General features: G+C 69.6%; 14 protein-coding genes and 1 pseudogene. 9 read left to right on the top strand and 6 right to left on the bottom strand.

The window, feature by feature from the left end:
- Positions 1 to 207 (bottom strand): annotated as a pseudogene (locus tag AOK24_RS50410) (streptophobe family protein); the annotation flags it as partial.
- 268 nt (positions 208 to 475) lie between these two features.
- Between AOK24_RS50410 and AOK24_RS09405 the strand changes: the two are divergent.
- Positions 476 to 2,977, top strand: coding sequence for an ABC transporter ATP-binding protein/permease (locus AOK24_RS09405; protein WP_206191168.1), 2,502 nt, complete (start codon positions 476 to 478; stop codon positions 2,975 to 2,977).
- 67 nt (positions 2,978 to 3,044) lie between these two features.
- Here AOK24_RS09405 and AOK24_RS09400 read toward each other — a convergent pair whose 3' ends face one another.
- Positions 3,045 to 3,752 (bottom strand): transglycosylase SLT domain-containing protein, encoded by a 708-nt coding sequence (locus AOK24_RS09400; RefSeq protein WP_055719597.1) that lies wholly within the window; start codon positions 3,750 to 3,752, stop codon positions 3,045 to 3,047.
- A gap of 414 nt (positions 3,753 to 4,166) precedes the next feature.
- On the opposite strand from AOK24_RS09400, the gene AOK24_RS09395 reads away from it, so the two are divergent.
- The 4 genes from AOK24_RS09395 (at position 4,167) to AOK24_RS09380 (ending at position 6,779) form a co-directional block, all read left to right on the top strand.
- Positions 4,167 to 5,318, top strand: a complete 1,152-nt coding sequence (locus AOK24_RS09395) for a GAF domain-containing sensor histidine kinase (protein ID WP_055719599.1) — start codon at positions 4,167 to 4,169, stop codon at positions 5,316 to 5,318.
- The gene (locus tag AOK24_RS09390) at positions 5,311 to 5,952 is read left to right on the top strand and encodes a response regulator (protein WP_055719596.1); all 642 of its coding nucleotides are present in this window, start codon (positions 5,311 to 5,313) and stop codon (positions 5,950 to 5,952) included. Before AOK24_RS09395 ends, AOK24_RS09390 begins: the two co-directional genes overlap by 8 nt.
- 173 nt (positions 5,953 to 6,125) lie before the next feature.
- Positions 6,126 to 6,380, top strand: coding sequence for a chaplin (locus AOK24_RS09385; protein WP_055719595.1), 255 nt, complete (start codon positions 6,126 to 6,128; stop codon positions 6,378 to 6,380).
- 159 nt (positions 6,381 to 6,539) lie between these two features.
- Complete coding sequence (locus AOK24_RS09380; RefSeq protein ID WP_055719594.1) at positions 6,540 to 6,779, top strand: chaplin; 240 nt, start codon at positions 6,540 to 6,542, stop codon at positions 6,777 to 6,779.
- Positions 6,780 to 6,917: 138 nt separating this feature from the next.
- Here the strand turns inward: AOK24_RS09380 and AOK24_RS09375 are convergent, their stop codons facing one another.
- On the bottom strand, positions 6,918 to 7,700 hold the full coding sequence (locus AOK24_RS09375) for a hypothetical protein (protein ID WP_055719593.1): 783 nt from the start codon (positions 7,698 to 7,700) through the stop codon (positions 6,918 to 6,920).
- Between the two features lie 155 nt (positions 7,701 to 7,855).
- Between AOK24_RS09375 and AOK24_RS09370 the strand changes: the two genes are divergently transcribed.
- From AOK24_RS09370 to AOK24_RS09360, 3 genes are all read left to right on the top strand, one after another.
- Positions 7,856 to 8,653, top strand: a complete 798-nt coding sequence (locus tag AOK24_RS09370) for an ABC transporter ATP-binding protein (protein ID WP_055719592.1) — start codon at positions 7,856 to 7,858, stop codon at positions 8,651 to 8,653.
- Between the two features lie 49 nt (positions 8,654 to 8,702).
- Complete coding sequence (locus AOK24_RS09365; protein WP_055719591.1) at positions 8,703 to 9,131, top strand: NfeD family protein; 429 nt, start codon at positions 8,703 to 8,705, stop codon at positions 9,129 to 9,131.
- A gap of 164 nt (positions 9,132 to 9,295) precedes the next feature.
- Complete coding sequence (locus AOK24_RS09360) at positions 9,296 to 10,240, top strand: SPFH domain-containing protein (RefSeq protein ID WP_055719590.1); 945 nt, start codon at positions 9,296 to 9,298, stop codon at positions 10,238 to 10,240.
- A gap of 69 nt (positions 10,241 to 10,309) precedes the next feature.
- Here the strand turns inward: AOK24_RS09360 and AOK24_RS09355 are convergent, their stop codons facing one another.
- The 3 genes from AOK24_RS09355 to AOK24_RS09345 all read right to left on the bottom strand — a co-directional run bounded on the left by AOK24_RS09355 (position 10,310) and on the right by AOK24_RS09345 (position 12,335).
- Entirely contained in the window at positions 10,310 to 10,816 is a 507-nt protein-coding gene (locus tag AOK24_RS09355) for an HNH endonuclease (protein ID WP_055719589.1), read from the bottom strand.
- A 144-nt stretch (positions 10,817 to 10,960) separates the two neighbouring features.
- Complete coding sequence (locus AOK24_RS09350; protein WP_055719588.1) at positions 10,961 to 11,500, bottom strand: YbhB/YbcL family Raf kinase inhibitor-like protein; 540 nt, start codon at positions 11,498 to 11,500, stop codon at positions 10,961 to 10,963.
- A 52-nt stretch (positions 11,501 to 11,552) separates the two neighbouring features.
- Positions 11,553 to 12,335: a sporulation protein gene (locus tag AOK24_RS09345; RefSeq protein ID WP_055719587.1), complete on the bottom strand. Its 783-nt coding sequence runs from the start codon at positions 12,333 to 12,335 to the stop codon at positions 11,553 to 11,555.
- Positions 12,336 to 12,485: 150 nt separating this feature from the next.
- On the opposite strand from AOK24_RS09345, the gene AOK24_RS09340 reads away from it, so the two are divergent.
- Positions 12,486 to 13,127 (top strand): DNA-3-methyladenine glycosylase, encoded by a 642-nt coding sequence (locus tag AOK24_RS09340; protein ID WP_055719586.1) that lies wholly within the window; start codon positions 12,486 to 12,488, stop codon positions 13,125 to 13,127.
- Positions 13,128 to 13,471: the final 344 nt, after the last annotated feature.

Here is a 13,471-nt window from a genome sequence, read left to right as displayed (position 1 = left end):
CCCGAGCGCCACGACGGCCGCGGTCATCGGCCCGAGCGACCCGGCGGAATCGGCCTGGAGGAGATGCAGCCCGAGCGCCGCGACCCCCGCCATCCCGATCAACGCCCAGCTCACCGCGGCGACCGCGGTCAACAGGGCGTCTCCCCACGGCGTACCCCGCCTGTACGGCGTTCGTCCTACGCTCCCCGCACCCGTCCCCGCACCCATGCAGACCCCCCGATCCGCCGCGTCTGTCCCCCTCGCGTGCGTTTACCACTCTCGGGGCGGGTTTCCACCCCGTCAACGGCGTCGACGAAGCCGCGTGGACGCCGTCTTCACAAGCCGCGAACAACTCCCGAACAACCTCCGACCACCCCTGGCAAGGCCCGACTTTCGGTCAGGGGGCCGCTACTGAAATAGTTCCCCCCGATGTTCGACATCCCTAGACTCCCTCTGGATGAGGGGCATATCGGGGGACAACTCAGTGGGGCATGGAGTGCCTGAACTCGTACTAGAAGCAAACGGACGTACCTGGACGCTCGATCCGTCCAGGGCATACACACTCGGACGCGACCCTCAGGGGGACGTCGTGTTCGACGACGCCAGGGTCTCCTGGCGGCACGCCACGGTCAGTTTCGACGGCCGGAGCTGGGTCATCGAGGACCACGGCAGCACGAACGGCATGTACACGCAGGGCCAGCGGATCCAGCGCATCGACCTGGCCCCGGGAAGCGTCGTCCACCTCGGCAACGCGACGGACGGCCCCCGCCTGAACCTGACGGCGGCCCAGGTCCCGGTGGCCCACCAGGCCCAGCCGCAGCAGCAGTTCGCCCAGCAACAGCAACAGCACCAGCAACAACAGCAACTGCAACAGCAGCCGTACGCCGCCCAGGGCGCCGGCTGGAACCAGCAGCCCGCCGCGCACATCCCGCAGCAGGGCCCCGGCGTCGGCGCGGGGGCGCCGCCGGTCTACGGCGACCGCAGCCCGACCACGTTCCACCAGCTCGCGCTCGGCCGCGTCATGCGCATCGGCCGCGCCCTGGAGAACGAACTCGTCGTCTCCGACCTCCAGGTCTCCCGTCACCACGCCGAGTTCCGCTCGACGCCCGACGGCCGCATGGAGATCCGCGACCTCGGCTCGCACAACGGCACGTACGTCAACGGCCAGCCGATCCCGAAGGGCGGTACGGCCCTGCTGGGCCCGGCGGACATCGTCGGCGTCGGCCACTCGACGTTCCGGATCGTCGGCGACCGCCTCGAAGAGTTCGTCGACACCGGTGAGGTCTCGTTCTCGGCGCGGCACCTGACGGTGACGGTCGACGGCGGCAAGCAGATCCTGAAGGACGTCTCCTTCGGCGTCCCGGAGAAGTCGCTGATCGCGGTCATCGGCCCCTCGGGCTCCGGCAAGTCGACGCTGCTCAAGGCGCTGACCGGCTACCGGCCCGCCGACCAGGGCGAGGTGCTGTACGACAACCGCAACCTGTACAAGCAGTTCGCGGAGCTGCGCCAGCGCATCGGCCTGGTCCCGCAGGACGACATCCTGCACAAGGAACTCACGGTCAAGAAGGCCCTCAAGTACGCGGCCAAGCTCCGCTTCCCGGCCGACACCACGGCCGCCGAGCGCGAGTCCCGCATCGACGAGGTGCTGCGCGAGCTGAAGCTGGACATCCACAAGGAGAAGAAGGTCACCTCGCTCTCCGGTGGCCAGCGCAAGCGCGTCTCCGTCGCTCTGGAGCTGCTCACCAAGCCGTCGCTGATCTTCCTGGACGAGCCGACCTCCGGCCTCGACCCGGGCATGGACCGCGACGTCATGCAGCTGCTGCGCGGCCTCGCCGACGACGGCCGCACCGTCCTCGTCGTCACCCACTCGGTGGCCGAGCTGGCGATCTGCGACAAGCTGCTCGTGATGGCGCCGGGCGGCTCGGTCGCCTACTTCGGCCCGCCCGAGGAAGCGCTCAACTTCTTCGGCTACGACACCTGGGCCGACGTCTTCTCCGCCTTCGAGAACTACCGCGACTACGACTGGGCCGGGCGCTGGAAGGGCTCGCAGCACTACCAGATGTACGCCGCGGACCTCGACGCCGTCGCCCCGCAGGCCGTACAGGTCCCGGCGATGCAGGCGATGAAACCGCCGAAGCCACAGGGGTGGCTGAGTCAGTTCGGCACGCTGGTGCGCCGCTATTCCTCGGTCATCATGTCCGACAAGGGCTTCCTCGCTCTCATGGTGATCCTCCCCGCCGTGCTCGGCGCGGTCAGCCTGCTGATCGACGCCGACAAGGGCCTCCTTCCCAATGGGGTCAACGCGCAGAGCGGACGCATCGTTCCCAACGGCACCGCGACCACCGTCCTGCTCATCCTCGCGGTCGGCGCCTGCTTCGCGGGCGCGGCGAACTCGGTCCGCGAGCTGATCAAGGAGCGGGTCATCTACGAGCGGGAGCGCGCGACGGGCCTGTCCCGCTCGGCGTACCTGATGTCGAAGGTGTTCGTGCTCGGCATGATCACCGTCTTCCAGGGCCTGCTGGTCGGCGTGATCGGCTTCTCCAGCCGCGAGATCCCCGCGAAGGGCCTGGTCCTCGGGACCGCGACGCTGGTCGAGCTGTCCGTGCCGATCATGGCGCTCGGGTTCACCTCGATGATGTTCGGCCTGGTGATCTCCTCGCTGGTGAAGACCGCCGAGAAGACGATGCCGCTGCTCGTGATGTTCGCGATCATCCAGGTCGTCTTCACGGGCTGCCTCTTCACGCTGAACGGTTCGGTCGGCGTCAACGAGTTCTCGTACCTGATGCCGTCCCGCTGGGCCGTCGCCGCCGCCGGCGCGACCCTCGACTTCAACCGGATCAGCCCGCCCAAGGAGGGCGAGAGCACCGACCCGCTCTGGGAGCACACGGTCGGCGCCTGGAGCATGGACATGGCCGCCCTGATCGCCCTCGGCGTGATCTGCGGCTTCTTCGTCGCCCGCTTCCTGCGCAGGCACGAGCCGGAGGTCATGCGCAAGTAGCTCCTGAGTACGACGACGAGGGCGCCCCCTGTGTGCAGGGGGCGCCCTCTCGCTGTGTGCGGTGTGCTCAGTACGCGCTGTTGACGTTGTCGATCGAGCCGTACCGGTGCGCCGCGTAGTTGGCGGCGGCGGTGATGTTGGCGACCGGGTCGTAGATGTTCGTCGAGGTACCGGAGACGTGGTACGCGTTGAACGTCGGCTGGATCACCTGGAGCAGGCCCTTGGACGGGATGCCCATCGCGGCGTTGCTGTCCCAGTTGTTGATCGCCCAGGGGTTGCCGGAGGACTCGCGGATGATGTTGCGGTACAGGCCGTTGTAGGAGCCCGGGATGCCCTTGCGGTCCATGATGTCGAGGGCGTTGCGGATCCAGCCGTCGAGGTTGTTCGTGTACGTCTTGACGGCGATCTGCTTGATCTCGGCGCGCTGCGCGGAGCGGCTCGCGGCCTTCTTCGCGGCGCGGTCGGCGGCGGCCTTCTTCGCGGCCGCGGCCTTCTCCGCGGCGGCCTTCTTGGCGGCTGCGGCCTTGGCGACCGCGTCGGCCTGGGCCTTCGCCTGCGCCTTCTTCTGGGCGGCGATGGCCTCGATCTTCGAGCCGGCCGAGGAGAACTGGTCCGTCACGCCCGTCTTCGCGTCCGTGCGGTAGGCGACGTTCGCGGGGAGGGCGGCCTCGCTCGTGGTGGTCTGCGCGTCGGCCGGCACGACGGCGAAGGCGAGGGCCGCGGCGCCGAGGGTGGCGGCGCCGGCTATCGCGATCTTGTGCGTGTTCTTGGGCATGGCGGGTGACCTCTTCGATGTGCGGGGAGGTCGCTCGGAATGTCCGTCGGGGGACGCGGGGCTGAGCGACGGGAGCCATTCTTAGCGGCAGCAAAATGGCTGGGCAAAGGTGTGACCTACGATGCCGGGTAGTGGACTCGGGGTGGGCAAATCACCCCATAGCGCCCAGTCGTTCCCGTTCAGGTGGTCCCTGTTTATCTCCTATTCACCTTCGTAGGTGATATGGGTCCTATGTGCGGGCTCACATCGGACGCGTAACAGTCTCACCAGGAGTTGCTGGAGCAACGCGAACGGTGACGCTCCTTCGCGCCCAGGCGCCACCGCCCCCGACCTCAGCCCTAGGACCACCGCCCGACCCCCGTGCCCGTCACCGGTCCGATCCGCGCTGTCACACCCCGCCGGTACCGTGAGGACATGAGTCAAGGTCCCAGGTCAGGGCTGGCGGCGGTGAGCGCCGCGCTGCTGGCGATGAGCAGGCACCTGGAGGTGCGCGACGTCCTCAAGACGATCGTCGCCTCCGCGCGCGAACTGCTCGACGCGCAGTACGCCGCCCTCGGCGTGCCGGACGACCACGGCGGATTCGCCCAGTTCGTGGTCGACGGCGTGAGCGACGAGGAGTGGAAGGCCATCGGCCCCCTCCCGCGCCAGCACGGCATCCTCGCCGCGATGCTCAAGGAGGCCAGGCCCGAGCGCCTCGCGGACGTACGCGAGGACCCCCGCTTCGAGGGCTGGCCCGAGGCGCACCCCGAGATGTCGGACTTCCTGGGCCTGCCCATCCACAACGGCGACGACGTCGTCGGCATCCTCTTCCTCGCCAACAAGAACTGCCCCAGGACCCGCGGCGAGTGCGGATTCACCGACGAGGACATGGACCTCCTCGCGATCCTCGCCCAGCACGCCGCGATCGCCCTCACCAACGCGCGCCTGTACGAACGCAGCCGCGAGCTGACCATCGCCGAGGAGCGCTCCCGCCTCGCCCACGAGCTGCACGACGCGGTCAGCCAGAAACTGTTCTCCCTGCGCCTCACCGCCCAGGCCGCAGCCGCCCTCGTCGACCGCGACCCCGCGCGCGCGAAGGGCGAGCTGCACCAGGTCGCCGCCCTCGCCGCCGAGGCCGCCGACGAACTGCGCGCGGCCGTCGTCGAGCTGCGCCCCGCCGCCCTCGACGAGGACGGCCTCGTCGCCACCCTGCGCACCCAGATACAGGTCCTCGACCGCGCCCACACCGCGCGCGTCACCCTCGCCGCCCGGGGCGTGCGCGCCCTGCCCGCGGCCCAGGAGGAAGCCTTCCTGCGCGTCGCCCAGGAAGCCCTCCACAACGCCCTGCGCCACTCCGGGGCGGCCTGCGTGGACGTCAGCCTGGACAAGCACGAGCGGCACGGCGGCACCGTCCTGCGCATCCGGGACGACGGCAAGGGCTTCGACCCCGCCGTCGTCCGCCGCGCCGGCCGCCACCTGGGCCTGGTCTCCATGCGCGACCGCGCCAGCGGCGTCGGCGGTCGCCTCACCGTCACATCCACGCCCGGCCAGGGCACCGTCATCGAGATGGAGGTCCCCGGTGGCTGAGCCGATCAGGGTGCTGCTCGTCGACGACCACCAGGTCGTCCGCCGCGGACTGCGTACGTTCCTGGAGGTGCAGGACGACATAGAGGTCGTCGGCGAGGCCGGGGACGGCGAAGAGGGCGTCGCCCGCGCCGAGGAACTGCGCCCCGACGTCGTCCTCATGGACGTCAAGATGCCCGGCATGGACGGCGTCGAGGCCCTGCGCAAGCTCCGCGACCTCGACAACCCCGCGCGCGTGCTGATCGTCACGAGCTTCACCGAGCAGCGGACGGTCGTCCCCGCCCTGCGCGCGGGCGCCGCCGGATACGTCTACAAGGACGTCGACCCCGACGCCCTCGCCGGCGCCATCCGCTCCGTGCACGCCGGACACGTCCTGCTCCAGCCCGAGGTCGCCGGGGCGCTGCTCTCCCAGGACGAGTCGCCGGGCGGGCAGGGGAGGGGCGGGACGCTCACCGAGCGCGAGCGGGAGGTCCTCGGGCTCATCGCCGACGGGCGGTCCAACCGGGAGATCGCGCGGGCGCTCGTGCTGTCCGAGAAGACCGTCAAGACGCACGTCTCGAACATCCTCATGAAGCTCGACCTGGCGGACCGCACGCAGGCCGCGCTGTGGGCCGTGCGGCACGGCGTGACGGGGTGAGAAGGGGCTGGTCGAGGGGCGTACGGGAGCCGTAGGCGGAGGGATCAGTTCCAGTCCGAGATTCATACTGTCGTGGGAATGTCACCCACATGGCGCACCCTCTGCCGGGGGTGCGCCGTTCTCCCTGCGTGCCACGGCGACCGTCGTGGTCAATCGCCAGGAGGGCTTGCGAAGTGAAGAACCTGAAGAAGGCCGCCGCAGTGACGATGGTGGCCGGTGGGCTGGTCGCCGCCGGTGCCGGTCTCGCGTCCGCGACCGACGGCGGCTCCGGGGCGGCTGCCTTCGGCGAGGCCCACAGCTCCCCGGGCGTCGTCTCCGGCAACGTCATCCAGGTGCCGGTGCACGTCCCGGTCAACGCGGTCGGCAACAGCGTCAACGTCATCGGCCTGCTGAACCCCGCGTTCGGCAACCTCGGCATCAACCGCTGAAGTCCTACCAACGGCCCGTCAGTTGATCGTCCCGTCGCTCCAATGATCCGAACGGGCGCACTTACGACCGGATCCCGTGCCGTTCATGACCGCTCCCGCGTTGGACAGCGCACGACCCGCGGCCGGGTCGGTTACGCAAACGCAGGAGGAACGCTTCTCATGAACATCGCCAAGAAGGCCGCCGTGGCCCTCACCGTCGCCGGTATCGCCGCCGGTGCTTCCGCGGGTGCCGCCGTCGCCGACTCGTCTGCCGAGGGCGCTGCCGTGAAGTCCCCGGGCGTCGGCTCCGGCAACGTCGGCCAGATCCCGGTCCACGTCCCCGTCAACGTCGTCGGCGACTCGGTCAACGTCATCGGCCTGCTGAACCCCGCGTTCGGCAACACGGGCGTCAACGACTGACGTCACCTCTTCTCACACAGCACGGGGCCCCACCTCCCGGATGGGGCCCCGCAGCCGTCTCAACCCCGCCCCTCGCAGAACTCCAGCGCCGCGCTCGCGCCAGAGAAGCTTCCGGCGTCGTCTCCCCCCCCGCCGTCCTCAGCCCCGCTCCCGCTCCTCCATATACGCGTTGTACGCCGCCACCAGCGCTCGCCGGGCCGTTCGTTCCACCGGTCGCAGGGCTGCCCCTCGTGCCGCCATCTCGGACGCGCTCACCGCGCCCCCGTGTCCGTTCTCCGTGGCGAGGGAGACCAACAGGCCCACGCGCTGGGCGAGTTCGAGGACCCGTACGGCTCGGGGCGGATAGCCCGGCGCCAGCAGCTCACGCCCCCGCTCCGCGCGTGCGCGGTAGGCGTCGATCGCGGCCTCGGCGACAGGACCGGAACCGGCGACGTCGAGCCGGGACAGCACGGCCGTAGCCTCCCGGAGGGCCTCGGCCAACTCCCGTTCCGCCTCGCCCAGTGACGGCACATCGGCCGGCGGCGCCTCGCGGACCGGCAGGCAGTGCCAGGTCACCTCGGTGTGGACGTCCCCGGCGGGCCCCGCCTCGAAGACCTCCGGGACCAGCCCGAGAGCGGCGCCGTGGCAGACCACCGCCTCCGCCGCCTCCAGCGCCCGCGCGTTGAACTCCGGCGGCCCGCTGAGCCCCAGCGGATGCCCCGGCGCGGGCAGCGCGACCCGCAGCCCCCGCACCCCGAGCGCCCTCAACCGCCCCAGCGCCAGCGTGAGTCCGACGGGCGCCGCCTCCCCGGGCAGCCCCTCGACCCGATGCACCGCGTCCTCCCCGACGACGGCGACGACAGCGTCGTCCGGAGAGACAAGTCCGGCCAACAGGGCATTTCCCCAAGCGGCGAGGCGACCAGCGCGCGGTTCCGTGAGCATGCCCCCAGCCTAAGGACCGGACCGATGGAACAGGCCGCCGGACCAGTGGCGTAGATTTTCCCGAAGGGGCCGCGCCCACCCGCGCACGGCCGCCGAACCACTTGGCGCACGCGACGACCGAGACCGGCCACACTGCAAGGGGAGACAACGCGCTCATGAGCGATGTTCTGGAGCTTCAGGACGTATCGGTGGTCCGCGAGGGCCGGTCGCTGGTGGACCAGGTCTCCTGGTCGGTCAAGGAGGGCGAGCGCTGGGTCGTCCTCGGCCCGAACGGCGCCGGCAAGACGACCCTCCTCAACCTCGCCTCCACGTACCTCTTCCCGAGCGCCGGCACGGTCGCCGTCCTCGGCGAGACCCTCGGCAAGCCCGGCACGGACGTCTTCGAACTCCGCCCCCGCGTCGGCATGGCCGGCATCGCGCTCGCGGAGAAGCTCCCCAAGCGCCAGACGGTCCTCCAGACCGTCCTGACCGCCGCCTACGGCATGACGGCCGGCTGGCAGGAGGAGTACGAGGACGTCGACGAACTCCGCGCCCGCGCCTTCCTCGACCGCCTCGGCATGAGCGACTACCTGGACCGCCGCTTCGGCACCCTCTCCGAGGGCGAGCGCAAGCGCACCCTCATCGCCCGCGCCCTGATGACCGACCCCGAACTCCTCCTCCTCGACGAACCCGCCGCAGGACTCGACCTCGGGGGCCGCGAGGACCTCGTACGCCGCCTCGGCCGCCTCGCCCGCGACCCCATCGCCCCCTCGATGATCATGGTCACGCACCACGTCGAGGAGATCGCCCCCGGCTTCACCCACGTCCTGATGATCCGTCAGGGCAAGGTTCTCGCCGCGGGCCCCGTCGAGCTCGAACTCACCTCCCGCAACCTCTCCCTCTGCTTCGGCCTCCCCCTCGTCGTCGAGCAGGTCGGCGACCGCTGGACGGCCCAGGGACTGCCGCTCTCCTGACCGGCACGCACCCTGTCCGCGCCGACCTCGCGGACCTACCATTGACCTTGTGAACATCGACGCGTGGGTGTGGTGGCTCGTCGGCGCGGCGGCGCTCGGAATCCCGCTGGTGATCACGACCATGCCCGAGTTCGGCATGTTCGCGGTCGGCGCGATCGCCGCCTCCGTCGTGGCCGGACTCGGCTTCGGCGCCGTCAGCCAGGTCCTGGTCTTCGTGATCGTCTCGGTGGCGCTCGTCGCCGTCGTACGCCCCATCGCGAACCGGCACAGCAGAAGCCGCCCCCACCTGCCCACCGGCATCGACGCGCTCAAGGGCAGGCAGGCCGTCGTCCTGGAGCGCGTGGACGGCGCGGGGGGCCGCATCAAACTCGCCGGCGAGGTCTGGTCCGCCCGCTCCCTGGACACCGACCGCGCCTACGAACCCGGCCAGGAGGTGGACGTCGTGGACATCGAAGGCGCTACGGCGATCGTCCTGTGAACCCCGGCGCCCGGGCCCAACTGAACTGAACGACCCGCGAGTTATGTGAAGGTCTGCCACACTCGACCGGCAAGATCTTCTGCACCCATATGATCGTCGACAGCCAGTCGGCACCCATAAGATCGTCGGAAAGCGCCGAGGCGGAGAAGGGTACGGGGAGCACGATGGAACCGGTCATCATCGTTCTGATCATCCTGGTGGTGTTGGTCTTCATCGCCCTGATCAAGACGATCCAGGTCATCCCACAGGCGAGCGCGGCGATCGTCGAGCGCTTCGGCCGCTACACACGCACACTGAACGCGGGCCTCAACATCGTCGTCCCGTTCATCGACACCATCCGCAACCGCATCGACCTGCGCGAACAGGTCGTCCCGTTCCCGCCGCAGCCGGTGATCACCCAGGACAACCTGGTCGTCAACATCGACACGGTCATCTACTACCAGGTCACCGACGCCCGCGCCGCGACGTACGAGGTCGCCTCCTACATCCAGGCCATCGAACAGCTCACCGTCACCACGCTGCGCAACATCATCGGCGGCATGGACCTGGAGCGGACCCTCACCTCCCGCGAGGAGATCAACGCGGCCCTGCGCGGCGTCCTCGACGAGGCCACCGGCAAGTGGGGCATCCGCGTCAACCGCGTCGAGCTGAAGGCGATCGAGCCGCCCACCTCCATCCAGGACTCGATGGAGAAGCAGATGCGCGCCGACCGCGACAAGCGCGCCGCGATCCTCACCGCCGAAGGCACCCGGCAGGCCGCCATCCTCACCGCCGAGGGCGAGAAGCAGTCCCAGATCCTGCGCGCCGAGGGTGAGGCCAAGGCCGCCGCCCTCAAGGCCGAGGGCGAGGCCCAGGCCGTCCGCACGGTCTTCGAGGCCATCCACGCCGGCGACGCCGACCAGAAGCTCCTCTCCTACCAGTACCTCCAGATGCTCCCCAAGATCGCCGCGGGCGACGCCAACAAGCTCTGGATCGTCCCCAGCGAGATCGGCGACGCCCTCAAGGGCCTCTCCGGCGCGGTGGGCGGCCTCGGTGGCCTGGGCGGCGGAGGCGGTTCGGACAACGGCGGCGGCAACCTGGAGAAGCGGGAGAAGCCGCAGATCGACTGAGGCGTTCTCCGGGACGGCGATGGGGGCGCACCTTCTCAGGAAGGTGCGCCCCCATCGCCGTCCTACGGCCTAAGCCGCGTCCAAGCTCAACCACTCCGGCAACGCCCGAAAACCCTCGGTCCCCAGCGACAGCAGCATCGCGTCGGCCGGAGTCGGCTCGAACGGCTCCCGCAGCAACGGCATCCCCGCCTGCTCCGGCGTCCGGTCCGCCTTGCGGTGGTTGTCCTCCGCGCAGGACGCCACCGTGTTCAGCCACGAGTCCCGGCCACCCTGCGCCCGCGGCACCACATGGTCCACGGTCGTCGCCCTGCGCCCGCAGTACGCGCACCGGTGCCGGTCCCGCACCAGCACCCCCCTACGGGACCAGGGCGCCCGTCTGCGGAACGGCACCCGCACATACCGGCACAGCCTGATCACCCGCGGCGCGGGTATGTCGACCTCGGCGCCCCGCATACGCAGCTCGGGGTGGGCCTGCTCGACGACGGCCTTGTCCTGGAGCACCAGAACGACGGCCCGGTTCAACGTCACCGTAGACAGCGGCTCGAAGCTCGCGTTCAGCACCAGCGTGTCCCGCATCCAGCCCACCTCCCGTGCGCATCGGCCCGCTCCCCGGCGGGCGTGGATCAACTCTGGACGGGCACGCCGAGATGGACAACGCAATAAAAAATGCCCGCCCCTGATCACTTCCAAGACCAGAGGCGGACAAACGTCGGGTGAACTTCAGCTCCCGGCCGGCACCTCGTACTCACCGATCAGCTGCGCCCGCCCGATCGCGTGGAACCGCAGATTGAACCCGACGTACGCGGGCGAGACGTCCCCGTCGACACCGAGCTTCTCCTGGTCCACCGCGTACACCGTGAAGACGTACCGGTGCGGCCCGTCCCCCGCGGGCGGCGCGGCACCACCGAAGTCCCGCGTCCCGTAGTCGTTGCGGACATGTACGGCGCCCTCGGGCAGTCCCTTGAACTCGCCCGTGCCCGCACCGGCCGGCAGCTCCGTCACCGACGCCGGGATGTCGAACAGCACCCAGTGCCAGAACCCGCTGCCCGTCGGCGCGTCCGGGTCGTAGCACGTCACCGCGAAGCTCTTCGTCTCCGCCGGGAACCCCTCCCACCGCAGCTGCGGCGAGACGTTCCCCTCGGCGTAGACCTGGTCGGCCTTGAGCGTGGCACCCTCCGCGACGTCCTCACTCGTCACCGTGAACGCCGGGACGGGCGGGTGGAAGTCGTGGGGGAGAGGCCGCCGCTTGAGCTCGGACACCTCGGTACCTCCTGAAGTACGTCTGAATACGTCGTTCCTCGGAGCCCCGAGCCTAGAACCAGTTCCGCTTGCTGCCGACCTCGGCCAGCCACTGGTTCAGGTACGCCGCCCAGTCGGTCCCCTGGAAGTCGCGCAGCCCCACCTGGAACGAGCGGAACGTGTCGCTGCCCTCGCTGAAGAGGCCCGGCTTCTTGTCCATTTCGAGGATGACGTCCATCGCGTTCTCATCGGCGACGAAACTCAGCTCGACCTGGTTCAGGCCGTGGTACTGCGACGGCGGGAAGAACTCGATCTCCTGGTAGAACGGCAGCTTCTGGCGCGTCCCGCGAATGTGCCCGCGCTCCATGTCGGCGTTCTTGAACCGGAAGCCGAGTTGCGTGAACGCGTCGAGGATCGCCTGCTGCGCCGGGAGCGGGTGGACGTTGATCGGGTCGAGGTCGCTGGAGTCGACGGCCCGCGCGATCGCCAGCTCCGTCGTCACCCCGATGTGCATCCCGCGCAGCGGCTGCCCGGCGATCGTCGTCACCGGCGTCTCCCACGGGATCTCGAGCCCGAACGGCACCGCGTGCACCGCACCCGCCTGGAGCTCGAAGGCGCCGCCGAGGCTGACCTTCGTGAACTCGATGTTCTGCTTGTACTCCGAGTCCTGCCCCTCGACCTCGACCTGGGCCTGCAAGCCGATCGACAGCCCCTCGATGTTCTGGTTCACGGACCCGCCCTGGATCCGCACCTCCCCCTGTACGACCCCGCCCGGTACGACGTTGACCTCGGTCAGCACCGTCTCCACCGACGCCCCGCCCGCACCCAGGCTCGCGAGCAGCTTCTTGAACGCCATGACTCTCCCTCGTTGATTACGACCGGTTGACCGGGCCTTTGATCTCTTCCAACGCGTTCAGGCCACGTCCGGTTCCGTACCCCACCCTGGCAACCGGGGCTTTCGGACACCACCCCGGCGCGCACCCCGACTGCACTACGCTCGACGGCCATGATCGCGAGCCCCGACCGTACGCCCCTCCCCAGGACCTTCTTCGACCGCCCCGTCCTGGAGGTCGCCCCCGACCTCCTCGGCCGCCACCTGGTCCGCACGACCCCGGACGGCCCGATCGTCCTGCGCATCACAGAGGTGGAGGCGTACGACGGCCAGAACGACCCCGGCTCCCACGCCTTCCGCGGCCGCACCGCCCGCAACGGCGTGATGTTCGGCCCGCCCGGTCATGTGTACGTCTACTTCACCTACGGCATGTGGCACTGCATGAACCTCGTCTGCGGCCCCGACGGCGAGGCGAGCGCCGTCCTGCTGCGCGCCGGCCAGCTCCTGGAAGGCGCCGAACTGGCCCGCAAACGTCGACTATCGGCCCGTAACGACAAAGAACTCGCCAAAGGCCCGGCCCGGTTGGCGACGGCCCTCGACATCGACCGGTCCCTCGACGGCACCGACGCGTGCACCCCCGAGGACACCCCGCTGCGCGCCCTCACCGGTACGCCCGTCCCCTCCGACCAGGTCAACAGCGGTCCCCGCACCGGGGTATCGGGCGACGGCGCCGTCCACCCGTGGCGGTTCTGGATCTCCGGCGACCCGACGGTGAGCCCCTATCGGGCCCACGTTTCCCGCCGCCGCTCAAGTTGACGCTCCCCTGGAAGGTGCGTAACGTAGCCCAAGCCGCTTGACCCGGTACGGCACTCGCCGAGAGCCGGGAGCGGCCAACCCACTACCTAGCAACATCCCTCAGCGGGATCGAATTCGTCATGTCCGCATGCCTGAATTCGAACTCACGGAGACTCGATTATGAGTTACCGAGAGGATCGGCTAACGTAGTGAATGTCGAAAGGCCGACGAGCGAAAGCGAGAAAGCCCAAGACGTCCCGCCGACAGGGAATCGGATCGAGAAAAGGATCTGATAGAGTCGGAAACGCAAGACCGAAGGGAAAAGCCCGGAGGAAAGCCCGAGAGGGTGAGTACAAAGGAAGCGT

Origin of the sequence: Streptomyces niveiscabiei (genome assembly GCF_001419795.1) — a bacterium.
GTDB classification, from domain to species: Bacteria; Actinomycetota; Actinomycetes; order Streptomycetales; family Streptomycetaceae; genus Streptomyces; species Streptomyces niveiscabiei.
The sequence above is the reverse complement of the archived record's forward strand: the minus strand, read 5'-3'. Positions and strand labels throughout refer to the sequence as shown.